Consider the following 23,316-nt stretch of genomic DNA (forward strand, 5'->3'; position numbering starts at 1 on the left):
GATCCCTCAGAGACGATGAGGTAGATAGGTCCGAGGTGGAAGCGTGGTGACACGTGGAGCTGACGGATACTAATCGATCGAGGACTTAACTAATATAATTCGTGAACGACGTTAGTCGTTGAATGTTGCTTATCTAGTTTTGAGGGTTTATAAAAAAACTCTTGCATTTTTAGCGGAAAGTTAATATAATTAATCTTGTCGCTAATAAAAAAGGTTTGGTGGCGAAAGCGGAGAGGTCACACCTGTTCCCATGCCGAACACAGCAGTTAAGCTCTCCAGCGCCGATGGTAGTCGGGTTTATCCCCGTGAGAGTAGGACGCTGCCAAGCCTGATTTTAATCCATCAATGATCTACACATTCACATTATTCCACCGTAGCGAAGCTAACCTCTTCGAGTAAACTTCGAAGTAAGCTTTGCAAGGAGTTCAACACTGTTTATGTAGCCAGAAAGTTGAACTAAAGGGTTGAACGACGAGCATATAACTTAGGTTGAAGTTCAATGATACACACTTTCACATTATTCCACCGTAGCTCAGTGGTAGAGCAATCGGCTGTTAACCGATCGGTCGTAGGTTCGAATCCTACCGGTGGAGCCATGGAGAGCTGTCCGAGTTGGCCGAAGGAGCACGATTGGAATTCGTGTAGACCGTTACCGCGGTCTCGAGGGTTCGAATCCCTCGCTCTCCGCCATATCATATTGGCCCGTTGGTCAAGTGGTTAAGACACCGCCCTTTCACGGCGGTAACACGGGTTCGAATCCCGTACGGGTCACCACTTACATAGGAGGATTAGCTCAGCTGGGAGAGCACTTGCCTTACAAGCAAGGGGTCGCAGGTTCGAACCCTGCATCCTCCACCATTTCATTCACATTTCTAAGTCAATATCGTAAGATATAATGTCTTACATTATCGCGGGGTGGAGCAGTCTGGTAGCTCGTCGGGCTCATAACCCGAAGGTCGCAAGTTCAAATCTTGCCCCCGCAACCAAATTATTTTTCATTTGCATCGTCGATCAATCATCATTGCCAGTGAAAGATAGTAGTGCTGTAATGTGCAACCAATTTATGGTCCGGTAGTTCAGTTGGTTAGAATGCCTGCCTGTCACGCAGGAGGTCGCGGGTTCGAGTCCCGTCCGGACCGCCATTATTACTTTTACATAGTTTCATAATTCTTTAAATACTTAGGCTTGGTAGCTCAGTCGGTAGAGCAACGGACTGAAAATCCGTGTGTCGGCGGTTCGATTCCGTCCCAAGCCACCATTTCTGATTAGCCGGTCTAGCTCAATTGGTAGAGCAACTGACTTGTAATCAGTAGGTTGGGGGTTCAAGTCCTCTGGCCGGCACCATTAAATAGTTCCCTGACTACATTGAATCATCTTCTAAGATAGGGAACGATAGTAGTACTGAAAGTGCACTATTATTGAAAGTTTTCTTCATAACAATGGAGGGATAGCGAAGTTGGCCAAACGCGGCGGACTGTAAATCCGCTCCCATCGGGTTCGTAGGTTCGAGTCCTACTCCCTCCACCATATATAGGGGTATAGTTTAATGGTAAAACGAAGGTCTCCAAAACCTTTGATGTGGGTTCGATTCCTACTACCCCTGCCATTATGGCGGCCGTGGCGAAGGGGTTAACGCACCGGATTGTGGCTCCGGCATTCGTGGGTTCGATTCCCATCGGTCGCCCCATCATTACTTTGCCTGTTGGCCCATAGCCAAGCGGTAAGGCAGCGGATTTTGATTCCGTCATGCGCTGGTTCGAATCCAGCTGGGCCAGCCATTTTAATTGCGAGAGTAGTTCAGTGGTAGAACACCACCTTGCCAAGGTGGGGGTCGCGGGTTCGAATCCCGTCTCTCGCTCCATATTTAATTTTCAGGGTATCACAAGGCGGCATAGCCAAGTGGTAAGGCAGAGGTCTGCAAAACCTTTATCACCGGTTCAAATCCGGTTGCCGCCTCCATAAACAATATGCCGGTGTGGCGGAATTGGCAGACGCGCACGACTCAAAATCGTGTTCCTTCGGGAGTGCCGGTTCGACCCCGGCCACCGGTACTACTTAACAATTTATTTGTTAGAGAATTGACTTCTTTCTTATTGAAAGGGTCTTTTTTCTTATTATTACACAGTTTTAAGGCCTCGTACTATTTAATACTTTGCGGATGTGGCGGAACTGGCAGACGCGCTAGATTCAGGGTCTAGTGGTGGCAACACCGTGGGGGTTCGAATCCCTTCATCCGCATCGCCTGGATGGAGAAGTACCCAAGTGGCTGTAAGGGGGCGCACTCGAAATGCGCTAGGGCGGGTAACCGTCGCGTGAGTTCGAATCTCACCTTCTCCGCCATTTTTATATGCCGGTGTGGTGAAATTGGCAGACGCGCACGACTCAAAATCGTGTTTATCACGTAGTGTCGGTTCGAACCCGACCACCGGTACTGAATATACATAGATAAACTCAGAGCTTCTCACCTAGTGAGGAGCTTTTTTGCATTCTCATAACGTACGATTTTTTCTCCTACAATTGTATTCCTCATATCGTATTACCTCCACAGTAGAAAGGGGGTACACACATAGGAAGACGTAACAATTATTTTTCCACCTCAGAACTATTCAAGCTACACTAAAATTCCCAGACGTGTGAACTTGATTTCCAAAATTCAATTGAATTATTCACCAGAGATTGCAAATTGAGAAACCTGAGAGCACACAATCAGCTATTACCTTAATGAGTTGAAGGTTTATGAATGGTATATTATTGAGCAAGGAATGGAGACAGCTCTCTCAAGGGTTATTCATCAGGTGCTTGAAAACACTTTATAATGCACATGAAAGATCTAAGCTTGAAAACTGTTAATAGTGCTATTCGTTCATATTTCAACTTTCTTAATGAAAATAAATACATTCGCAATAACCCAGTTGAAGGGTTGAAGATATTAAAGGATAGAAAACAAGTAGTGCAAACTTTTTCAGCTGAACAACTAGATAATAAATGAAATTGTAGGAATTCAGCTTGAAGACATAAAGCTCAAGGAAGGTATAATTATTATCCGAAATTCCAAAACACATAGGGAGATTATTATGCAAATTCAGAAGACAATGAGGGAGCAACTTCAAAAATATGTATCAATCATAGGGATTGAGGAGTGTACGAGCTATTTGTCACTATTGATGGCACACCTCTTACACAGAGACAGGTTCAAAATAGAGTGGCTCATTATGGGGTAAAAAGCTCAACTGCTTGGAAAGCGCTAGAGCAAAAGGACGAAAAGGCGGAAGATCAAAGAAAGATGATAGACAAACTGAGAAAGCTTTAAGAATAAAGAGCAATATACGGTTAAGGAAATTGAGGAGATGACTAACGTATCAAAAGCTACATTATATAAAACTCTGAGAAAAAAAATACTGGAGTAGATAGTAAATAAGCTTCCTTTAGCAGGTAGCTTGTTTTTTATGGGGATGGTTTACAGGTTAGAGGCTAGTGGGTCCCTGTACTGATATTGCCCGCAAGTAGGAGTTAATTCCAAGTGATTAGCTACTTTCTTTAAAAACACAATAATTATCTAATTTCAGGACAATCTTCTTGTCTTTCGCATAGCCAATCAATATAATGTATAGATGCTAATTTTTTAATACATTGATTTGTAGTGTCGTCTTTATAAGAATAAGCCATAAAGCAAAAAGTACTAGGGCTTTCATAACATCCATATAGAAAAATATTCGTTGCACCACAATTAGCAAGTGGGGGTGTACTAATATACAATATCAAAGTATTAATATAATGTAATGTACCATCATTTCGTATTCTTGAAATTCTTGCACGATATACAGTATCTGCACCACCACGCCCAATATTTCTGGAGTTTACTGTTCCACCAGTATTAGGTGCTAAATCCTGTATCCTTGTGCCACCTTGTATATCACCAGTCCATATAATACGTAGTGATTTATCCAGTCTATTATTAACATTAAAATAACAGTAATTCAGACTCGGGTCTGGATATAGTAGCATTTTCATTTATTTTCCTCCTTCGTGTTATTCTTAGAGGTAATCAATAAAATATATTCGATAGCAAATAAACTTATGAGTGATAAATAAGAAAAAACACCTATATTATCGGGGTGTAAACCTACAAGATCAAACTCTTACTAACATAAGCCCAGTTGTTAGAACTGGAGTGAGTTTTTTTGTATGTATCTACATGGAAGAACAAAATTTCACTATCTCCGTTAACATCAAATAACTCAATAATGTTGTTCGCAATCCAAAATTATAATTCAATGAATTTATAGGTATTCAGTAATCGTATGGACAATTAATAATTAGCATTGATGATACATAGGTTAACCCCTGTTACAACATGCCGGTGTGGCGTAATTGGCAGACGCGACGACTCAAAAACGTGTGAGTTTTTCTCTGCCGGTTAGACCCCGGCCCCCGATATTAGAATCTAGAAGTAAGATTAATCCTCAACAATATTGATGAGATTTTTTAAAATCAAGTTTATATACAAAAGGTGCTTGCTAAATTGCAAGCACCTTTTTCATAATTTCCATTCGTTTGATTTCCATAGATTCTTTAATAAATCCTCTGACTCACCGGTATTACCATTGATCAGGAAAGTTTTTGTGAAGAAATCAGTGTCTACCTCTATTAGCCACAAAGGCAAGTAAACTACCTCTGCTTCTTTTACCTCATATCTTGGTTTTTTTAACACATAATTTCGATTGATTTGCTTTTCCTGGAGATTTATCAAGTATTTTTCTAGTAGTTCTTGCTTTGTTATTGTAGCATTTTTAACTTTTGATGAAGCTACTTCCTGCTGAGTGACAGGAGGCACATTCGGAAATAACCCCCGGTAACCTGAAATGGCATCAACAAAAACCATGTTCGGCTTAATTTTAGGCGGGAACGGTTTTCTATCAGCAATGACTAGCATCTTCACTATCCACATTGGCTGATAAACTTTTTCGCTTGTTACGATCCCCTTTTTAATTACATTCTCATCGAGTTTCTTATTCAGTTTCAACGAAGGCTTCAAGCCTTTATACATATACTTGGGAAGCTCGTGTTCCTGGATAGAATTTTCTCCTAAGATGTTCAGTTTCATTTCTTCACCTGCTTATGCTTCCATGTGATAGCTATCTACTTCTTGTTGTATCTTTTCGGATGGTGGGGCTGTCATTAAACTTACTACAATCGTAAGAATTGCTGAAACAGGGGCAGAGACTAAGTGCTCGGAGACAAGGGCAAACGGTAGTAATGCCATGATGATGAAAACTACCGTTCCTCCAATCATTCCAGCTAAAGCTCCTGCTGTATTTGTACGCTTCCACCAAAGGCCTAACACTAGTGGGAAACCAAAAGCGGAAAGCATTGCGCCACTTACCCAACCTACCATGACAGCGATCAATTGAGGAGGATCGATTGCAAAAATAATCCCGACCACACTAGCTAATATCATAACAATTAGCCCAAGACGAGTGACTCTTTTTTCAGATGCTTTTTTATTAATATGCTCTTTGTAAATATCATGGGCGATTCCTGCAGATACGGCCAGAAGCATCGCGTCTGCTGAAGACATGATTGCGGCTAACAATCCTGCGAGCATAACTCCGGCAAGTAAGGCAGGCATGTAATGCTCAATTACTGAAATAAAAATCATATCCTGGTTGTCGAGTGATTCTGCAATCCCCAGGCTGGCACCTGCCGAAGCAATGACAAATCCGAATAGGAATACGGTAACATACAAAAAACAAGCCCCTAGAGCTGAGCGACGTGCTGTTTTTGCATCACGTGCAGCAAAGTTCCTCATAACAGCGGACGGTGATACTACTCCGAACCAAAGAAAAGCAACAAATAGGCCGAAGTAAGACATCCATGGCTGAGTGATAGAACCGAATTGAGGATCGACTGCTAACGCGTCTTGAACAAGCGAACTAACTCCCCCATGATCCATTAGAATAATAATAGCGAGGATGAACATTCCGATGACCATGACAGCACCCTGAATCAAGTCCGTGTATGTAATCGCCCACATTCCACCTAGTGCGGCATAAAGTGTGAATCCTAACCCTAATATGATGACAGCAGTTACATAATCAATACCTAACACATAAGAACCAATTAGCCCTGATGCTGTCAACTGGGGGATCATATAGAAAGTCATACTCAGTACGACTAAAATAGCAGAAACGATCTGTACAGATTTTCCGTACCTGTGTTTGAAAAATTCAGGCAGCGTTTTTACCCCTGTTCTTCTAATTTGTCCAGCGATTAAAAACATCGCAAATGACGGGATAGCTACTGCGCCAAAGCCGTAGGCTAATAGAAAAGGAACCCCTAACGCTACACCAGAACCTACAGCCCCCATCAGTGAGCTGGAACTTGCTACCGCTGCAAAAAATGCGAATGATCCAACAAAACTATTAATCTGCCCGCCAGCTGTCCAGTAATCACCTTCAGATGAGTGAGCCCGCTTTGCGAACCAAATTCCTATAACAGTCATAATGATTAAATAAATAGCTAAAATGATTGTTTCCATTACTTGCATGATTACTCACTCCTTTACTGCATTTCTTTCTTTTCCAGTCTCTCCATCCAAACGACATAGGTGACTGTTAACGCTAACCATATGAAAAAGCAGACAAACATGGCCCATCCTGCTAAGGAAATTCCACCTACAAAAGTGTCTGCCGGCCACCATATCCAAACGATCAAAGATATGATAGATAAAATAATTACCATGACGATTCCTGGGTCTTTCCACTTTTTCCTTGTCAGTTTTCGCATCGTTCTGCCACCTTTCTATTTGTAATACGTTTCATATACTGATTTGACAGTTACTAAATCAAAAATAGAGGCACCTACAGACTTGAAAATAATCGTTTTATCTGGGGCATCAGAAGGGTGATGGTTTTCTCGAATTATTTTTTCAAGGTCCCACGTATTCTCTAAATCTTTACGTAACTCCTTAGCTCGAATCATATCCCCTGACTCCCGTAAAGCACTTAAAGCATCCACATAGATTTCATCGGCATCTCGCAATACCTGATCGGAAAGTTCTTGCATTGCCGGTCGAAAGGAACCTACGCCGACAATTTGCTTTCCTTTCCATTCGGATGGTTCCAGTTCCGGTAATACCGGCTTAGAAGAGGTGGTGGTCGTAACGATGATATCTGACTTCTTCGCCAGTTCCTCTACGGAAGACACATAAAAGGTGATGTGCGGAAATGCTTCTTCTGCCTGTTTTTTATAAGCAAGTGCTTTCTCTTCGGTACGGTTAAAGATATGTACTTCTTTAATATCCCGTGCTACGAGTCCTGATTGCAAATGACTCCATCCCTGTGTCCCTGTCCCAATGATTCCTAAAGTTTTCGCATCTTTTTTCGCCAAATACTTCATGCCTAGGCCTCCAAGAGCACCTGTGCGTAACGAAGTAATGGCGATGGCGTCACACATGAATAATGGTTCCATGGTTTTACGATCATATAAAATCATTAACCCATGAATCGTGTCTTTGTCCAGGTTCGTGTTATTCGGAGCTACTCCCACTAACTTCGTTGCATAATAATTACCGTAAAACGCTGGCATTAGCAGAGCGGTATTGTCTCCATCTTCCATATGCATACGATCAGGCGAAATGTAGTCTCCTTCTTTTTCTTTGTAAAAATTCTCAATAGCTTCCATTGTTTCTTTCATGGAAAATTTTTGTTTGATTTCTTCTGCTGAAATAACTTCCACATGTCATTCTCCTTTCTGTATACTTAAGAATATTACCAAATTATTCTGAAAAATTAAACCAATAATAAACCGTTTTCAGCATCTATTTTCATTACAAAACCCAATGCTTTAATCAATCAGGGCATTGGCTTTTTTCTGGTTGTAATCGTATGATTAAGATAAAGTAAGACAACCTAAACCATATTGGAAGATAAGCGAGTGATGTTATGAAAAAGGAAGAGAAAAACCAGTTAAAATATGCGCAGCAACACCTGGCTAATGAAAGAACCTACCTGGCATGGGTTCGTACGGTCATCGCTATTGTTGGAATTGGATTTTTGAATACCAGCCTTCATTTCACGATAGGGGTCCAGCGTAACAGTACGATCGATATGATCAGCCTTTCTTTAGGTGTATTTGCGGTTGTTCTTGGCTTTATTATCATAGTTTTAGCAACCGTCGCTTATTTCAATAAAAAGAAACAGATCATGAATGACGAAACATTCAATCCTTCTAATACTTCTGTAACGTTAGTATCTTCCTTAATGATTGTTATTCTGATTTTCATCTTATTTTACTTCTTATATTTGGAAAGCTAGTGTGTAAAAACTTCCCTGGCTATATTACAATGAATGTTGTGGTCATTATTTAAAGGGGAGGGGTAATATGGTTGTTTTTATAACGGTTATCGGGGTTACACTTTTGATCGGTATATTAGGGTACTTTGCTAACAGTAATACAGAAGACGAGCCTATCCTAGTCCACCGTTGGGAAACGAACGAATCGCAAATAGATTCGGCCAGTACAGCTACCATTTATTTTGAACCTAATAACCGGGTTGCTGCCTTGTTGAAATTAGTCGGGTATGTGTTTTTAGTGACAGGATTCTTAGTGGGCTTGTTTTTTCTTATTAATGAAGAGTTCCTGGGCTTTTTCTGGATGGTGATCTGCGCAGTCATATCATTCATCCTTGCTTTAGGATTTGCGGAAGTCGTTCAGCAGCTGCATCATATCAATATTCGCTTACGTAAAAAGGAATTTTTATTGGACGAGGAAGAAACAAAAGCCAATGAATGATACATAATTGCGAGGCACTGTAGGCAGTGTCTCTTTTTGATTTTAATATAATAATAGTGAAAACGTGATAAATATCACAGACTTTCAGGATATAGACGTTTATCATTAAGGTATATTCATCATACAGGAGGTAGGCATGATGAGGCCTTTACTCGATAGATTGGACCAGAATGAAAAAGATTTATTGCTCGCTAACTCAAAAGAAACACTGGTCAAACGCGGAGAGGTAGTATTTGAGGAAGGCTCGGAAGCTTCTCATTTATACTTTATCCTAATCGGTACGATTCGCGTCCATAAGCAGATGAAGCAGAATAAAGAAGTAACCATATTTTTACGTAAGAATAATGATTCATTCGGTGAAATAGGAATCTTTTCAGGAGAAATTTATTCTTGTTCTGCGGTTGCTTTGACAGACGCTTCTTTGTTATATATATCCAAAAATGATATGGAAACCTTGATGGCGCAAAATGGCCGATTAGCTTTAGGCATTACGAAATGGCTGGCAGAGTCACTCGAAGCCAGTAAAGCCAAACTGCGAGACTATTTAGTGTTCGGATCGGAAGGTGCAGTCGCATCAATCTTTATCCGGTTAAGTCATATGTATGGTAAAGAAACTCCGAGAGGGGTGGAAATTACAGAACCGATCGTTGTCCAGGATATTGCGAAGTACGTGGGGATTACCAGGGAAACCGCCAGTAGAGTGATCAGTAAGTGGAAAGACCAAGGACTCATTGACAATGAAGCAAAAAAATTCTTCATTAATGATATCGAATATTTCCGCTCCTTATTGATGTGTGATCATTGCGGCGTTCAAAATTGCACATTATAGATAATTGGTAACCAGAGGCTATAAAAGCCTCTTTTTTTATTGGGTGGTTATGCGTATTTTGTAGAAAAAAGCAGGATATGGATTGATGTAAGTAGAAACAGAGAGGTAACGATACTTAAACTGACGAGGTGGATTTATTGATATCACTAGGAGCCTCAATTGATTATTTTCCAGTTCCGGCTTTTATAACAAGAGATGATAATGTAATTATTAAATTAAACAGCCAATTCTCAAAAACAATAAAGACAGTAGGAAATAAGCACATTAACCAGTTTTTTGATCATATTGATATGTATGAAGAAGGAGCTTTCATGTCAGCTGTTTTAGAAGAGCGGCAATTTTTATTTCTTCGTCAAAAAATCAATGATAATTTCTTATATATCGGAAAGGAAACAGCTTTTCTTCAGGAGCTTAATCAAAAAGTAATCGAACTGGAGAGACTTAACCGGGAGCTTGATTCGATCATCAACAGCTCCTATGACGGAATATATATTACAGATAACAAAGGTGTCACTTTAAAAACCAATGATGCTATTGAGCGTATAACGGGGATACCGAAAGAATATTATATTGGCAAGACCGTGGACAAGCTGATGAAAAGGGGCATTCTTAAGAACTCAGTAACACCTAAAGTATTAAAACAAAGGCGGACAGTGTCTGTAGTCCAAAATAATTATCAAAACAAAGAGACACTAATCACTGGCAGCCCGGTCATGAATGAAAAAGGAGATATTGAAAAAGTAATTACTAATATCCGCGATTTATCTGAGTTGAATAGCTTGCTTGATGAATTGAATGAAGTCCAAAAACGAAGTGATGAATATGAAAGAGAATTGAAAAAGTTAAAAGGTTTTTCAGATCAAGGTATCATCGTTGAAAGTCAAACAATGACTGAATTATATGAGATGGCTGAAAGAATCGCCGACTTTGATGCCACAGTACTTATACTGGGAGAAACGGGTGTAGGTAAAGACGTGCTGGCACGTTATATCTACCGGTCTGGCCTAAGGTCAGAAAAAGGCGAATTCATAAAAGTAAACTGCGGGGCAATACCTCCTGAGTTATTAGAATCTGAACTATTCGGATATGAAGGGGGAGCCTTTACCGGGGCAAACAAAAAAGGTAAGCCTGGTATGTTCGAATTAGCTGATAATGGAGTAATCTTTCTCGATGAAGTAGGGGAACTGCCATTAAAGATGCAGGTGAAATTGTTACAGGTCATACAGGATGGAATGTTACAGCGAGTAGGAGCAACAAAATCCAAGAAAGTAGACGTAAGGATTATTGCTGCTACTAATAGAAATCTACGAGAAATGATAAAAGAAGGAACCTTTCGCGAAGATTTGTTTTATCGCTTGAATGTCATTCCCTTCACAATCCCGCCCCTGCGGGAAAGAAGAGATGATATATTAGCGTTGCTTCAGTTTTTTCTAGATAAGACCAATAATAAATATGGTTTGAATAAAGTATTAACCGATGAATTGAAAAGATTTCTATATGATTGGGAGTGGGAGGGCAATGTGAGAGAAATGGCTAATTTGATGGAGCGGCTAGTATTGACCACATCATCTTCAAAAATTTCTATCGAACATTTACCCCCAGAATATCGTAATGATGAACAAGATATGAAGATAACTGACATTATCCCATTAAATCAAGCTGCAGAACTTGCCGAAAAGCAAGTGATATCGCTAGCAGCTCAGCGGTATAAATCTACCTACCAAATTGCAGAGGCTCTTCAAACGAGTCAACCGACAATTGTACGAAAGATGAAAAAATATAGGATAGAAATCAAATAAGTACTAATTTGAGGACTGACTTGGTAGCAGTCCTCTTTTATTTTGGTATGAAAATTGCATCCAATAGTAAAAAGCAAAAGGAGGTAAGGCAATGAAAATAGGAGTTGCAGGAGCCGGTGCAGTAGGGGGTTACTTTGGTGGAATGTTGGACTTAGCAGGCCATGAAGTTATCTATCTTGCCAGAGGAGATCATTTAAATAAAATGAAAAGAAGTGGATTAGACATCGAAACACCACGTGAGCGTTTGACGGTGAAAGGTATATTCACAGATGAAATTCATTTGTTTAAAGATGTGGAATTGGTGTTATTTTGTGTGAAATCCGTTGATACATGGGAAACCGCTCAGCAATTAAAAAGAATATTGTCAGATTCAGCAAGTATTCTCATCATGCAAAATGGCGTAGATAATGAAGAAGTTTTAAAAAAAATATTTGGAAAAGGACGCATTCTGTCTGCCGCCACTTATATTGCAGCTAGTATAAGTGAACCAGGCAGAGTTAGTCAGTCTGGTAAACCAAGATTGGCAATAGGATCTCTTGATGAAAATGATGAATGCAAAGCGGAATTTATTGTAGATATGTTTAACCAAGCCGGTGTACGTGCGTGGTTTTCTAAAGATATCCTACTTACCAAATGGAAGAAACTGTTGTGGAATGTTACTTTCAATCCCCTTTCTGCCATTACGGAAGCAACTGTCGGGGAAATACTTGAGAATCCATTACTAAAAAAGACAGCCCGGAATGTTGCAAAGGAGGCTTGCTTAGTTGCAAGGGCAAAAAGTATTTCATTGGAAGAAAAACTTATAGACGAGATCTTCCAAAAATCTGAGAGAGCTCGTCATCACAAGACTTCTATGTTGCAGGACCGTATAAAAGGTAAAAGGATGGAAGTTGAATCGTTATGCGGGTATTTGGTTAAAGAAGGTGAACGGGAGAATGTAGAAACTCCTGTTTTACGATCTCTTTATGGCATTTTAACTTTTATGGATCAACAAAACATACAGGAGAATTACATAAGCTCAATTGAAAGATAATAGATTCATTTCTGAATCAAGAAGCGAGATAAAAATCAAAAAAACCATCTAGCCTGTACGTTATTAAAATGATACAAAAATGAATCGAATAATACGATTTTGTATCAAAAAATAAGGAATCAACACAATTATTTGTATGAAAAGTCACCTGCTCATAATTATGAATTACTTTGGTGATCGTTTTTTATGCTGATTTTTCTTAATATTATAAATTTTGGCATGGTAATTGCAATGTATATAGTTGAAACAACAAAGGAGGAAAATAAACGATGCCAGAAGCTATGTTGACAGAATTAGATCAAATGAAAACAATGATTCGTAATTTTGTAGAAAATGAAGTAGAACCATATGCTCAACAAATTGAAGAGGAAGATATGATTCCGCTACATCTTATCGAAAAAGCAAAAGAACTAGGGCTGTTCGGGATAAGTATACCCGAAGAATATGGAGGCATCGGATTGAACGCAGTTGGAAAGGCGGTAGTGTTGGAGCAGTTGGGAAGAACCCATAACGGTTATGTCTCATTAATAAGTGCTCATACAGGGATTGGAAGCACTGGACTTGTAAAATTGGGTTCTGAACGTCTGAAGGAAAAGTATTTACCTGATATGGCAGCCGGGGACTTAGTTGCTGCATTCGCCTTATCCGAACCGGGTGCTGGATCGGATGCCACTAATCTTTCAACAAATGCGGTCAAGTCTGGAAATAAGTGGATATTAAATGGGATGAAGCATTTTATTACCAATGGTCCTGTGGCTGATGTGTTTACTGTTATTGCCTCGACAGATAAATCAAAAGGCGCGAAAGGTGGCATAACAGCTTTTTTGGTAGAAAAAGACTTTCCGGGCCTTGTGGTTGGTAAACGCGATAAGAAAATGGGGCTTAAAGGTTCATACACCAGTCAAATTATTTTTGAAGATTGTGTGGTACCAGAGGAAAACGTTATTGGGGAAGTCGGTATGGGGTATGTTTCTGCCCTGAAAATCCTTGGTGAAGGAAGAGTGGGGCTGGCCGCAAGAGCAGTTGGTTCGTGTGAAAAATTAATTGAAATGTCAGCAAGTTATGCTAAAGAAAGGGTCCAATTTGGTAAACCGATCGCTTCAAATCAAGCAATTCAATGGATGCTTGCAGATATGGCTACAGATACGGAAGCAGCCAAAACTTTGACAATTAGTGCAGCTAAAAAAATTGATGAAGGAAAAAAAGTCATTAAAGAAGCTTCCATGGCAAAACTTTTTGCATCAGAAGTGTTTAATCGAGTTGCCGATAAAGCCGTCCAGATTCACGGGGGAATGGGATATGTAGCTGATTATCCGGTAGAACGTTTTTACCGTGATGCAAGAATTACGAAAATTTATGAGGGTACAAGTGAGGTTCAAAGAATGTTGATTTCACGTCATATTTTAGACGAGAACTGACTTGATGTGAGTGGGGATAGAAATAAAATACTTTTCGTAAGTTATCACCCAAAATGAAAGCGTTGTCACAAGGAAAGGGAAGGAGTTGAAAAGTTGAAAAAGAATGAAAGTGCAGCAAACGTGAAGAAAATTGATACAAACATAAAAGAAAGACCTGCTTTGATAGAAGAACTTTGGGTAGCTAAAAAAGAAAAATGGAACCTTTCCAGATTTATTATATTACTCACTTCTCTTCTTGCAATAGGACTTTCTATTTTCCACATATACACCGCTGGCTTTGGTACATTGTCTTCCTGGCAGCAAAGAAGTATTCACGTTGTGTGGGCGTTACTACTCATTTTTCTGATATTCCCTTTCAAAAAAGGGAAAAAGTTCGGCTTGGTTGATGTGTTTTTAGTTTTAGTCACCCTAGTGGAGGTCTGGTTCATTTTATTCCAGGGGGAAGCTATTCAGAGTCGCCAGGGGAACCCGAATATGACAGATTATATTGTAGGAACAATATTCATTGCGCTGGTCCTTGAAGGGACAAGGAGAACCAACGGTATTTTAATGGCGGGTATTGGCTTATTCTTCCTTGCCTATATTTTCCTTGGGCCCTACTTTCCAGGAGCCCTTGCGCATCCGGGTGTCCGATACGGGAAAATGGTTGATCAGATGTTTAACGGAACGCTTGGTATTTTCAGCGCACCGATTTATATCAGTTCAACGGTATTGATCCTCTTTGTAATTTTTGGCTCCTTTTTAATGAGGTCCGGTGGGGGACAGTTTTTCACTAATTTCGCTTTTGGGGCGCTAGGTCATCGTGCAGGCGGACCAGCTCTGTCGGCTGTTGGGACTAGTGCCATGGTGGCGACGATTACTGGAAATGGAGCTGCAAATGCAGCGGTAACTGGGTCATTTACCATCCCTTTAATGAAAAAGCTGGGATATAGTAAACGATTTGCAGCAGCGGTAGAAGCGGTAGCTTCACAAGGCGGGCAGATTATGCCGCCGATTATGGGGGCATCTGTCTTTATTATGGCAGAAACCACCGGAATTCCTTACATTACCCTTGCTTTATATGCATTGATACCCGCAACCATTTATTTTCTGATTGCTGGATTCATTGTTTACTATCATTCCCGAAAGTTACAGCTTGAGGGAATCCCAAAAGAGCAATTGCCGGATACCAAAATGGTGCTATTAAAACAAGGATATTTATTTTTACCAATTCTATTAATCATCTATCTCATGATCGACGGCTATAGTCCGATGAAGGCAGGATTCTACGGAATTATCGCTACAGTCATTTTAAGTTGGATACGGAAGATGACGAGAATGAACCTGCTTGATATTCTTGCATCTCTTGAAAATGGGGCTAAAAGCGCTCTTACTGTAATAGCTGCTTGTGCAACTGCTGGAATAATCGTCGGAGCAGTTTCACTTACCGGTCTAGGTCTTACTTTTTCGAGATTTATGATTGATGTCGCGGGTGGGAACCTCTTCATCCTGCTTATCATGCTGGCTGTTGCTTCTATTATCCTCGGCATGGGGATGCCGACTGTGTCCGCATATGTGATTCTTGCAGTGCTTGGAGTACCAGCATTAGTGGAAATGAATGTGAATTTGGTTGCTGCCCATATGTTTGTATTCTACTTCGGTGTCATGTCCGGTTTAACGCCTCCTGTGGCAATCACGGCTTATACTACAGCAGGTATAGCAGGATCAAATCCTTCTGCAACTGCCCTTTACGCAATCAGGATCGCGCTCGGAGGCTTTTTCATTCCGTTTATCTTTGTTTATAATCCCGAGCTTCTTTTACAAGGGGATGATATAGCTGCGATTGTGCTGACATTAATCAGTGCTATTATCAGCTGTGTGTTGTTTGCTGGAGCAATAGAGGGTTATTGGTTTGGGGAGTTAACAAGGCTTAAGCGTATTTTACTATTTGCTGGTGCAGTCTTGCTTGTCGTTCCCGGAGTAACCGGAGATATAGTTGGAGTCGGCTTGCTGCTGTTTGTCTTCATGTTACAGCGTTCACAGGGAGTAAGTAATACAGAAGACACGAGCGTAAAAGGAGGAATTTTATGAAGAAGTTATTTATCAGCGGGGTACTCTTGATTTTATTGCTAATTGTTACTGCATGTGGCAGTAGTGGTGCATCCGGTGACGGATTAGAAGCTCCAGATAAGTTTTTGAAGATAGGATCTGGCCCGATGGGATCTGGATGGTATCCCATCACAACTGCTTTGTCTGAAGTTTATATGGATGAATTCGCAGGCCTAAATGTTTCTCAAGTTGAAGGTGGGTCGGCATCCAATCTGAAGGCACTGCAAATTGGTGATATTCAATATGGGATCCATTACACTTCTGATTATGCAGATGCCCTAAAAGGAACGGGAAGCTTCGACAAAAAGATGGATCAGGTAGCCGCTCTTGGATCTTTATATCCTGTCTACCAGACGATTGCTACGTTAGCAGAAAATGATGAGATTAATCGTGTAGAAGATATAGTGGACAAGCATATCTTTCTTGGACCTAAAGGCGGCGGTGGACCTGTTGCATTTTGGAGAATGATGGAGGAATACGGAATTGATGCTCAGACGATTGAAGAAGCTGGAGGAGAAGTCTCTTACGGTAATTACAATGATGGGGCTTCTATGCTGAAAGATGGTGTGGTAGATGTTTTTGTCGGAGGCGGGGCACCACAAGTCACTTCTTTACAGGAAATAGAAGTTACAAAACCTATTAAAGTGATTCCGTTGGATGAGGAAAAATTGAAAAGTATAAGCGAAAAGGACCTTGGGATTTCATATGATAACCTTCCTGGAGGAACATATGAAGGATTGGATAAGGAGATTCCTACTTATACGCTTGTAGCCATGTTCAGTGTCAGAAAAGATCTCGAAGAAAGTTATGTTTATAATTTGACAAAAATATTCTGGGAGAACCAAGGTGCTTTTGAATCCCAAATACCACAAAGAGCAAAGAATTTCACACTAGATACAGTACTTGACGGTATAAACCCGGATACCCTGCATCCTGGAGCGAAGAAGTTTTACAAAGAAGAAGGTGTACTAGATAAATAAAAGTCTGCGATTTAAATTTAATAGATTCCGTTAAAAAATCGATAGAAAGGGATGATTTGCTTGGAAAATCTGATTGAACATCCCTGGTACAGTGCTTATCCCGATGGAATAGAGCGTCATTTAGATTTTCCTGAATGTTCTCTATACCAAATGCTTGAAAATAGTGTGGAAATTTTTGGTGAACAAACAGCACTTATATATCAGGGAGAACAGATATCCTATCAAACCATGAAGGACAAAGTGGATCGTTTGGCAAATGTTTGGGACGAGCTGGAGATCGGCAAAGGCGACAGGATAGGTTTAATGGTTTCTAACTGTCCATCCTATGTGTACGCTTTTTATGCCGCTCAAAAGCTTGGAGCCATTGTTGTTCAAATGAATCCAATGTATACACCCAGAGAAATGGAATATATCACTAACACCGTAGATACCAGGTATTTAGTTACGGAAAGCAAGTATTTGGAAAAGGTAGCTCAGGTAGCTGAAACAAACCCTTTTAAGCATGTTTTTGTTATTGATGACGAGAAAAGGCAAAATTTCGATGTGCAATCCATCCCTTCACTAATTCAGTCTCAACAAAGGAAGCAATTGGAACCTACTGTTATCACCCCAAAAGAAGATATAGCCGTGATTCAGTTCACTGGTGGCACCACGGGAAAAATGAAAGGGGCAATGCTCACTCATTATAACCTTGTTGCCAATGTAATCCAAAGTTACCTCATGTACGGCGAGGAAATGAAAAAAGGGAAAGAGGTCACGTTGACATGTACACCCCTTTACCACGTATATGCCATGACCAGTGGTATGAATCTCAGTATCTATTTAGGAGCAAGTAACATTCTTGTGCCAAAATTCCAGGTTGATAGAGTGTTGGAGCTAATTCAAACATACAGACCTACTTTCTTCCCCGGGGTTCCAACAATGTACAATGCGTTCATTAATCATCCAGACGTAGAATCCTATGGTTTAAACTGTTTGAAGTTCTGTTCGAGTGGATCTGCTCCGCTCCCTATAGATGTCATCCATCGGTTTGAAAAGGTAACTGGAGCGACCATAGGGGAAGGATATGGCATGTCGGAAACTTCCCCATCTACACATCGTAATCCTACTCAAGGAGTAAGGAAGATAGGCAGCATCGGTATTCCTTTTCCAGGAACTGATAGCAAGGTAGTCGATGTGGAAGGAAGTGAGTTGCCGCCAGGTAGTGTCGGAGAACTGATTATACATGGCCCTCAGGTGATGAAGGGATATTGGAAAAATCCTGAAGAAACAGCAAAGTCTCTTAAAAATGGGTGGATTCATACTGGTGATTTAGCCACGATGGATGAGGATGGTTATTTTTATATAGTGGGACGAAAAAAAGAGCTAATCATCTCTGGCGGGTTCAATGTATATCCTCAGGAAATTGAAGGTGTTCTTTATGAACATCCGGAGGTAAAGGAAGCTGCTGCCATCGGTATTCCTGATGATTATAGCGGGGAACGTGTCAAAGCGTATGTTGTGCTCAATGAAGGAGCAAAAACAACAAGTGGAGAATTGACGAATTTTTGTCAGGAAAGACTGACCCGCTACAAAGTGCCCAAGGAAATTGAAATACGTGATTCACTTCCTCGTAATTCCGTAGGTAAACTGCTGAAGCGTCACCTTGTTAAAGAAGAACAGTACAGAAACACGGAAGCGAGGTGAACAATTGTTATGGAAGCGAAATTAGAAGGATGGCATGAGCAGATCCGTTTTGATTTTGAAACCAGTCCATTTTTTCAGTTGTTGGGATTCAATTTGATAGAGGTAAGTGAGGATGACGTACTTTTGGAACTGCCTATAGAAAAGAAACTGTATAACACGTATGGAAATCTTCACGGTGGCGCGTATGCAACAATCATCGACAATATTATCGGTATGAAAATGAGAGCGGTTTTCGGTCAGCCGGTAATAACTATTGATCTTCATACTCAATACATTGCACCTGTAAGTGACGGTACGATCTCCGCCAGAGCAAATGTCTATGGGAATGGAAGAAAAATAAAAATGGGAGATGCAGAAGTGTTTGATTATGAAGGAAATCTTCTGGCCAAAGGTTATGGAACTTTTAAAGTGATTAAAGAAGGATGACTTGTTAGAGGGGGAGCGGATTTTAATGATTATTTATGTGATTTTAAAGCGCACGTTTGATACAGAAGAGAAAATTGTCATACAAAATGGAAAAATCAGTGATGATGGTGCTGAATTTATCATCAATCCTTATGATGAGTTTGCTGTCGAGGAAGCGATTCTGCTCCGGGATAAGCATGGCGGGGAAGTCACCGTAGTCAGTGTCGGAGATGAGGATAATGAAAAAGAACTCCGTACTGCTCTTGCTATGGGTGCTGACAATGCGATCCTTATTAATAATGAGGAAGTGGAAGAAAAAGATCAACATACCACTGCTTCAATCCTTGCTGCATTTTTTGAGGACAAAGCGTACGATTTGATTCTCGGAGGAAATGTCTCAAACGATAACAGCACCGGCCAGGTGGGACCTAGATTGGCTGAGCAATTAAATATTCCTTGTGTAACGACAATAACCGATATTGAAATAGAAGGAGATATGGTGACAGTGGTGCGTGATGCAGAAGGGGATACAGAAATTCTGAAGACCAGCATTCCTCTGCTGGCTACAGCACAACAAGGTTTGAATGAGCCGCGCTACCCGTCGCTTCCTGGAATCATGAAGGCGAAGAGAAAGCCTCTTGAAGAAATCGACTATGACGAACTGGGTATCGACGAAGATGATATCGAGTCCTTAACGGAAACCGTAACAGTTTTTTTACCACCGGAAAAGCAGGCTGGAAAGATCCTGCAGGGGGAAGCAGCTGATCAAGTCAAAGAGCTGGTCACCTGTCTGCATAAGGAAACAAAAGTAATATAGGAGGGACAATGGATGAGTAAAAATGTACTTGTATTTGCTGAAGCACGAGACGATGAATTGAGAAATGTATCTTTTGAAGCACTTGGTGCAGCAAGAGAAATTGCAAATGGCGGAGAAGTAATTGGCGCAATCGTCGGAGCGGACAACCACCATCTGGCTGAAGAACTTTTTCATTATGGGGCGGATAGGGTCATCTCTGCTGAACATGAAGTACTATCCGATTACACCAATGACGGTTATTTTCAAGCTTATTTACAGGTAGTTGATTCCGTAAGTCCGGATGTGATTTTGTTAGGACACACTTCACTTGGCAAAGATTTGTCTCCCCGATTGGCAGCCAGGCTGAACCTGGGACTTATTTCTGATGTCACAGATTTTGAGGTGGAAGAGGGTGAGGTGATTTTCACAAGGCCTATTTATTCAGGAAAAGCTTTTGAAAAAAAACGGGTGAAATCAGGAACTATTTTTGCAACAATCCGCCCGAATAACATCGCTTCACTTGATAAGGACAACGCAAGAACAGGTCAGGTTGAATTTGAACAAGTTACTATAACTGATTTGCGAACCATTTTAAAAGATATTGTGAAAAAGACAGCTTCTGGTGTGGATCTATCTGAAGCTAAAGTGATTGTGGCTGGAGGCAGAGGTGTGAGAAGCTCAGAAGGTTTTAAGCCGCTGGAAGAGCTTGCAGAAGAATTAGGTGGAACTGTTGGTGCCTCCCGAGGCGCCTGTGATGCAGAGTATTGTGACTATTCCCTGCAGATTGGTCAAACCGGGAAGGTCGTCACACCAGAATTATATATAGCTTGTGGAATTTCAGGGGCAATCCAGCACTTAGCCGGAATGTCCAACTCCAAAGTGATTGTTGCTATCAACAAAGATCCGGAAGCAAATATTTTTAATGTGGCTGATTATGGCATCGTAGGCGATCTGTTTGAAGTTGTACCGTTGTTGACAGAGGAAATCAGACACATGAAGGTTGGAGTCTGATTTAGCTGTAATACTTATATAAATCGATCACATTATTACTGACAGGAGGATTCACTTTGGATTTTCAACTCGATGAAGATATTCAATTTTTAAAAAACAATATACGCAACTTTGTAGAAAACGAAGTGGAAAAAGTAGCCATGCAAATTGAAAAAGAAGATAAAATACCGGAGCGCACGATTGAAATGGCTAAAGAGATGGGATTATTCGGATTGAGTATTCCAGAAGAATATGGCGGCCTAGGGATCGGCATGGTCGGAAAATGTGCGTTATATGAAGAACTTGGTAAAACCCATAATGGATTTACAACATTAATTGGTGCTCATACTGGAATCGGTACAGTAGGAATCGTAGAGCTTGGAAACGAAGAACAAAAACAAAAATACCTGCCTGACATGGCGAGCGGTAAAAAAATCGGGGCATTTGCATTGACTGAACCGGAGGCAGGTTCCAATGCAGCTAATCTCAAAACGACTGCTGTAAAAAACGGTGATAAGTACACTCTGAATGGAACAAAGCATTATATTACTAATGCAACGGAAGCGGATGTATTCACTGTTATGGCGGTTACGGATTCCTCAAAGGGAGCGAAAGGCATCACGTCGTTTATTGTGGAAAAGGATTTTCCAGGTTTTCAAGTTGGGGCAATCGAGGAGAAAATGGGGCTGAAAGGCTCCCATTCCGCTGAGCTGATTTTAGAAGATTGTGAAGTACCTGAAGAGAATGTCCTGGGTGAAGTTGGTAAGGGATACGTTAATGCCTTGAAAATATTAACGAATGGACGTGCAGGGCTGGCTGCCAGGAATTTAGGATCGTGTCAAAAACTGCTTGATATGAGTATGGAATATGCACAGGAAAGAAAACAGTTTGGTGTACCGATCATTGAACACCAGGCAGTTGCCCATATGATTGCAGAAATAGGAGTAGAGACAGAGGCACTAAGATCCTTCACCTATCGTGTCGCCTGGATGGTTGATCAGGGTGAGAAATTAATTAAAGAAGCAGCGATGTTAAAACTATATGGCTCTGAAGTATACAACCGTGTTGCTGATAAAGCACTGCAAATTCATGGTGGTGTCGGATATATTTCCGATTATCCGATTGAGAGATATTTCCGGGATGCCCGAATTACCCGGATTTATGAAGGTACATCAGAAATTCAAAAAAATATCATTGCCGGACAGCTCCGTAAAGAATACAGCTGAAGGAGGAATGAAAATGAAAGAAAGCATTGTAATTGTGGAAGCTGTGCGAACGCCAGTAGGACGGTATGGAGGAATATTAAAAGATATTAACTCTGGTGAACTGGCTTCCATAGTAATTGAGGCTGCACTGTCAAGGACAGGGCTCTCGCCTGAACTAATTGATGAAGTGATTCTAGGAGAGGTAAGGCAGACAACAGAGTCATCCAATGTCGCAAGGGTAGCCGCTTTAAGAGCTGGTGTACCGGAATCATCTCCCGCATTCACAATCAACCGGCTTTGTGCATCAGGAATGCAGGCAGTAGCTTCCGGTGTCCAGCAGATCATTTCCGACCAGGCAGAAGTAGTTATTGCAGGCGGAACAGAAAGCCTGAGCAATGCACCTATATATTTGCGTAACAGCCGGTTTGGCGGTGACCGTACCAAGCTTGTTGATTCAAATCTTGAAGCAGGTCAGCAGCCAGTTGAAATGTATGGTAAAAATCTTGGTATGGGAATGACTGCTGAAAATGTCGCAGAGAGGTATTCTATTTCAAGAGAAGACCAGGATGCCTTTGCATTAGATAGTCAGCGTAAAGCCGCTGAAGCCATCGAAAAAAATGCATTCCAGGAAGAGATCGCTCCGGTTGAAGTTAGACAGAAAAAACAAACGAAAACTTTTGATAAAGACGAACATCCGAGACCGCAGACAACACTTGAAAAGCTTAATCAACTCAAACCCGTCTTTAAGGAGGGAGGCTCTGTAACTGCAGGAAATGCCTGCGGTCGTAACGATGGAGCGGCAGCTTTAGTGATAATGAAGGAAGAAAAAGCGAAAGAATTGAACCTAAAGCCGCTTGCCAGAATAACCGATTGGACGGCTACGGGTGTTTCACCTGAAGTGATGGGTGTTGGTCCTGTTCCTGCAGTCCACAAATTACTGGAACGCACGGACCGAAAACTGGATGATATTGGACGGATTGAATTAAATGAGGCTTTTGCTTCCCAGTCGCTTGCTGTTATACGTGAACTTGGACTTGATCCGAAAAAAGTCAACGTCAATGGAGGTGCAATTGCTCTTGGTCATCCTCTGGGCGCGACTGGAGCCAGGTTGTTAACCACACTGGTTCATGAAATGAAGCGGAGTGGGGAAAAGACCGGTTTAGCCACACTTTGTGTAGGTGGAGGCCAGGGAATGGCAATGTTGTTAGACCGGATGTAAGTCACCTTTCTAGCAAAAGTTTTCCATAAAGGGTTGTTTTTTCTGAAATTTCAAAATAAGATAGAAATATAACCT

20 protein-coding genes, 18 tRNA genes and 2 rRNA genes are annotated in these 23,316 nt (G+C 41.0%); 35 read left to right on the forward strand and 5 right to left on the reverse strand.

What is annotated here, in order from left to right; all coding sequences use genetic code 11:
* From BLV00_RS18105 to BLV00_RS22175, 21 genes are all read left to right on the forward strand, one after another.
* Positions 1-93, forward strand: a 23S ribosomal RNA gene (locus BLV00_RS18105); the annotation flags it as partial.
* 121 nt (positions 94-214) lie between these two features.
* Positions 215-328: ribosomal RNA gene (rrf, locus tag BLV00_RS18110) — 5S ribosomal RNA — on the forward strand.
* Positions 329-521: 193 nt separating this feature from the next.
* Positions 522-596 (forward strand) — tRNA-Asn (locus BLV00_RS18115).
* 1 nt (position 597) lies between these two features.
* Positions 598-690: transfer RNA gene (locus BLV00_RS18120), tRNA-Ser, on the forward strand.
* 9 nt (positions 691-699) lie between these two features.
* A tRNA-Glu gene (locus BLV00_RS18125) sits at positions 700-774 on the forward strand.
* Between the two features lie 8 nt (positions 775-782).
* Positions 783-858 (forward strand) — tRNA-Val (locus BLV00_RS18130).
* 51 nt (positions 859-909) lie between these two features.
* Positions 910-986, forward strand: a tRNA-Met gene (locus BLV00_RS18135).
* Positions 987-1,065: 79 nt separating this feature from the next.
* Positions 1,066-1,142 (forward strand) — tRNA-Asp (locus tag BLV00_RS18140).
* Positions 1,143-1,182: 40 nt separating this feature from the next.
* A tRNA-Phe gene (locus tag BLV00_RS18145) sits at positions 1,183-1,258 on the forward strand.
* A gap of 10 nt (positions 1,259-1,268) precedes the next feature.
* A tRNA-Thr gene (locus BLV00_RS18150) sits at positions 1,269-1,344 on the forward strand.
* Between the two features lie 97 nt (positions 1,345-1,441).
* A tRNA-Tyr gene (locus BLV00_RS18155) sits at positions 1,442-1,527 on the forward strand.
* Between the two features lie 5 nt (positions 1,528-1,532).
* Positions 1,533-1,606 (forward strand) — tRNA-Trp (locus BLV00_RS18160).
* Between the two features lie 5 nt (positions 1,607-1,611).
* A tRNA-His gene (locus BLV00_RS18165) sits at positions 1,612-1,687 on the forward strand.
* Positions 1,688-1,703: 16 nt separating this feature from the next.
* Positions 1,704-1,778: transfer RNA gene (locus BLV00_RS18170), tRNA-Gln, on the forward strand.
* 8 nt (positions 1,779-1,786) lie between these two features.
* Positions 1,787-1,861: transfer RNA gene (locus tag BLV00_RS18175), tRNA-Gly, on the forward strand.
* A gap of 24 nt (positions 1,862-1,885) precedes the next feature.
* Positions 1,886-1,959 (forward strand) — tRNA-Cys (locus BLV00_RS18180).
* 10 nt (positions 1,960-1,969) lie between these two features.
* Positions 1,970-2,051 (forward strand) — tRNA-Leu (locus tag BLV00_RS18185).
* 103 nt (positions 2,052-2,154) lie between these two features.
* Positions 2,155-2,238: transfer RNA gene (locus tag BLV00_RS18190), tRNA-Leu, on the forward strand.
* A 10-nt stretch (positions 2,239-2,248) separates the two neighbouring features.
* Positions 2,249-2,340 (forward strand) — tRNA-Ser (locus BLV00_RS18195).
* Between the two features lie 9 nt (positions 2,341-2,349).
* Positions 2,350-2,431: transfer RNA gene (locus BLV00_RS18200), tRNA-Leu, on the forward strand.
* 390 nt (positions 2,432-2,821) lie between these two features.
* On the forward strand, positions 2,822-2,989 hold the full coding sequence (locus BLV00_RS22175; RefSeq protein WP_218131911.1) for a hypothetical protein: 168 nt from the start codon (positions 2,822-2,824) through the stop codon (positions 2,987-2,989).
* Between the two features lie 563 nt (positions 2,990-3,552).
* On the opposite strand, the gene BLV00_RS18205 is transcribed toward BLV00_RS22175, so the two are convergent.
* From BLV00_RS18205 to BLV00_RS18225, 5 genes are all read right to left on the reverse strand, one after another.
* Positions 3,553-4,011: a hypothetical protein gene (locus tag BLV00_RS18205; RefSeq protein WP_093046369.1), complete on the reverse strand. Its 459-nt coding sequence runs from the start codon at positions 4,009-4,011 to the stop codon at positions 3,553-3,555.
* 526 nt (positions 4,012-4,537) lie between these two features.
* Positions 4,538-5,104: a hypothetical protein gene (locus BLV00_RS18210; RefSeq protein WP_093046370.1), complete on the reverse strand. Its 567-nt coding sequence runs from the start codon at positions 5,102-5,104 to the stop codon at positions 4,538-4,540.
* A 12-nt stretch (positions 5,105-5,116) separates the two neighbouring features.
* Entirely contained in the window at positions 5,117-6,547 is a 1,431-nt protein-coding gene (locus BLV00_RS18215; RefSeq protein ID WP_093046371.1) for a sodium:solute symporter family protein, read from the reverse strand.
* A gap of 14 nt (positions 6,548-6,561) precedes the next feature.
* A complete protein-coding gene (locus BLV00_RS18220; protein ID WP_093046372.1) occupies positions 6,562-6,786 on the reverse strand; it encodes a hypothetical protein in 225 nt (74 codons plus the stop codon).
* Between the two features lie 15 nt (positions 6,787-6,801).
* Positions 6,802-7,737, reverse strand: coding sequence for an ornithine cyclodeaminase family protein (locus BLV00_RS18225; RefSeq protein ID WP_093046373.1), 936 nt, complete (start codon positions 7,735-7,737; stop codon positions 6,802-6,804).
* Between the two features lie 206 nt (positions 7,738-7,943).
* Here BLV00_RS18225 and BLV00_RS18230 point away from each other — a divergent pair, with 206 nt between their 5' ends.
* The 14 genes from BLV00_RS18230 to BLV00_RS18295 all read left to right on the forward strand — a co-directional run bounded on the left by BLV00_RS18230 (position 7,944) and on the right by BLV00_RS18295 (position 23,241).
* Positions 7,944-8,315, forward strand: a complete 372-nt coding sequence (locus BLV00_RS18230; RefSeq protein WP_093046374.1) for a YidH family protein — start codon at positions 7,944-7,946, stop codon at positions 8,313-8,315.
* A 67-nt stretch (positions 8,316-8,382) separates the two neighbouring features.
* The gene (locus tag BLV00_RS18235; protein WP_093046375.1) at positions 8,383-8,793 is read left to right on the forward strand and encodes a hypothetical protein; all 411 of its coding nucleotides are present in this window, start codon (positions 8,383-8,385) and stop codon (positions 8,791-8,793) included.
* Between the two features lie 139 nt (positions 8,794-8,932).
* Complete coding sequence (locus BLV00_RS18240) at positions 8,933-9,622, forward strand: Crp/Fnr family transcriptional regulator (protein WP_093046376.1); 690 nt, start codon at positions 8,933-8,935, stop codon at positions 9,620-9,622.
* Positions 9,623-9,933: 311 nt separating this feature from the next.
* Positions 9,934-11,421: a sigma-54 interaction domain-containing protein gene (locus BLV00_RS18245; protein ID WP_245729016.1), complete on the forward strand. Its 1,488-nt coding sequence runs from the start codon at positions 9,934-9,936 to the stop codon at positions 11,419-11,421.
* Positions 11,422-11,512: 91 nt separating this feature from the next.
* The gene (locus tag BLV00_RS18250) at positions 11,513-12,454 is read left to right on the forward strand and encodes a ketopantoate reductase family protein (RefSeq protein WP_093046377.1); all 942 of its coding nucleotides are present in this window, start codon (positions 11,513-11,515) and stop codon (positions 12,452-12,454) included.
* A 269-nt stretch (positions 12,455-12,723) separates the two neighbouring features.
* Positions 12,724-13,872 (forward strand): acyl-CoA dehydrogenase family protein, encoded by a 1,149-nt coding sequence (locus BLV00_RS18255; RefSeq protein WP_093046378.1) that lies wholly within the window; start codon positions 12,724-12,726, stop codon positions 13,870-13,872.
* Positions 13,873-13,965: 93 nt separating this feature from the next.
* On the forward strand, positions 13,966-15,942 hold the full coding sequence (locus BLV00_RS18260; RefSeq protein ID WP_093046379.1) for a TRAP transporter permease: 1,977 nt from the start codon (positions 13,966-13,968) through the stop codon (positions 15,940-15,942).
* On the forward strand, positions 15,939-16,940 hold the full coding sequence (locus BLV00_RS18265) for a TAXI family TRAP transporter solute-binding subunit (RefSeq protein ID WP_093046380.1): 1,002 nt from the start codon (positions 15,939-15,941) through the stop codon (positions 16,938-16,940). The genes BLV00_RS18260 and BLV00_RS18265 overlap by 4 nt, the downstream gene beginning before the upstream one ends.
* A gap of 60 nt (positions 16,941-17,000) precedes the next feature.
* Complete coding sequence (locus BLV00_RS18270) at positions 17,001-18,626, forward strand: long-chain-fatty-acid--CoA ligase (protein WP_093046381.1); 1,626 nt, start codon at positions 17,001-17,003, stop codon at positions 18,624-18,626.
* Between the two features lie 9 nt (positions 18,627-18,635).
* Positions 18,636-19,052 carry a PaaI family thioesterase gene (locus BLV00_RS18275; protein WP_093046382.1) on the forward strand — a complete coding sequence of 139 codons (417 nt, stop codon included), beginning with the start codon at positions 18,636-18,638 and terminating at the stop codon, positions 19,050-19,052.
* 25 nt (positions 19,053-19,077) lie between these two features.
* On the forward strand, positions 19,078-19,848 hold the full coding sequence (locus BLV00_RS18280; RefSeq protein ID WP_093046383.1) for an electron transfer flavoprotein subunit beta/FixA family protein: 771 nt from the start codon (positions 19,078-19,080) through the stop codon (positions 19,846-19,848).
* 12 nt (positions 19,849-19,860) lie between these two features.
* Positions 19,861-20,838, forward strand: a complete 978-nt coding sequence (locus tag BLV00_RS18285) for an electron transfer flavoprotein subunit alpha/FixB family protein (RefSeq protein ID WP_093046384.1) — start codon at positions 19,861-19,863, stop codon at positions 20,836-20,838.
* A 56-nt stretch (positions 20,839-20,894) separates the two neighbouring features.
* Positions 20,895-22,043, forward strand: a complete 1,149-nt coding sequence (locus tag BLV00_RS18290) for an acyl-CoA dehydrogenase family protein (RefSeq protein ID WP_093046385.1) — start codon at positions 20,895-20,897, stop codon at positions 22,041-22,043.
* Positions 22,044-22,056: 13 nt separating this feature from the next.
* Positions 22,057-23,241: a thiolase family protein gene (locus BLV00_RS18295; protein ID WP_093046386.1), complete on the forward strand. Its 1,185-nt coding sequence runs from the start codon at positions 22,057-22,059 to the stop codon at positions 23,239-23,241.
* Positions 23,242-23,316: the final 75 nt, after the last annotated feature.

Source organism: Thalassobacillus cyri, assembly GCF_900107755.1.
Taxonomy (GTDB): Bacteria; Bacillota; Bacilli; order Bacillales; family Halobacillaceae; genus Thalassobacillus; species Thalassobacillus cyri.

Bases quoted from the DNA above. Each gene is read 5' to 3' on its own strand.
- BLV00_RS22175 (WP_218131911.1), top strand. From the start codon at position 2,822: ATGAAAGATCTAAGCTTGAAAACTGTTAATAGTGCTATTCGTTCATAT.
- BLV00_RS18205 (WP_093046369.1), bottom strand. From the start codon at position 4,011: ATGAAAATGCTACTATATCCAGACCCGAGTCTGAATTACTGTTATTTT.
- BLV00_RS18210 (WP_093046370.1), bottom strand. From the start codon at position 5,104: ATGAAACTGAACATCTTAGGAGAAAATTCTATCCAGGAACACGAGCTT.
- BLV00_RS18215 (WP_093046371.1), bottom strand. From the start codon at position 6,547: ATGCAAGTAATGGAAACAATCATTTTAGCTATTTATTTAATCATTATG.
- BLV00_RS18220 (WP_093046372.1), bottom strand. From the start codon at position 6,786: ATGCGAAAACTGACAAGGAAAAAGTGGAAAGACCCAGGAATCGTCATG.
- BLV00_RS18230 (WP_093046374.1), top strand. From the start codon at position 7,944: ATGAAAAAGGAAGAGAAAAACCAGTTAAAATATGCGCAGCAACACCTG.
- BLV00_RS18235 (WP_093046375.1), top strand. From the start codon at position 8,383: ATGGTTGTTTTTATAACGGTTATCGGGGTTACACTTTTGATCGGTATA.
- BLV00_RS18240 (WP_093046376.1), top strand. From the start codon at position 8,933: ATGAGGCCTTTACTCGATAGATTGGACCAGAATGAAAAAGATTTATTG.
- BLV00_RS18245 (WP_245729016.1), top strand. From the start codon at position 9,934: ATGTCAGCTGTTTTAGAAGAGCGGCAATTTTTATTTCTTCGTCAAAAA.
- BLV00_RS18250 (WP_093046377.1), top strand. From the start codon at position 11,513: ATGAAAATAGGAGTTGCAGGAGCCGGTGCAGTAGGGGGTTACTTTGGT.
- BLV00_RS18255 (WP_093046378.1), top strand. From the start codon at position 12,724: ATGCCAGAAGCTATGTTGACAGAATTAGATCAAATGAAAACAATGATT.
- BLV00_RS18265 (WP_093046380.1), top strand. From the start codon at position 15,939: ATGAAGAAGTTATTTATCAGCGGGGTACTCTTGATTTTATTGCTAATT.
- BLV00_RS18275 (WP_093046382.1), top strand. From the start codon at position 18,636: ATGGAAGCGAAATTAGAAGGATGGCATGAGCAGATCCGTTTTGATTTT.
- BLV00_RS18280 (WP_093046383.1), top strand. From the start codon at position 19,078: ATGATTATTTATGTGATTTTAAAGCGCACGTTTGATACAGAAGAGAAA.
- BLV00_RS18285 (WP_093046384.1), top strand. From the start codon at position 19,861: ATGAGTAAAAATGTACTTGTATTTGCTGAAGCACGAGACGATGAATTG.
- BLV00_RS18295 (WP_093046386.1), top strand. From the start codon at position 22,057: ATGAAAGAAAGCATTGTAATTGTGGAAGCTGTGCGAACGCCAGTAGGA.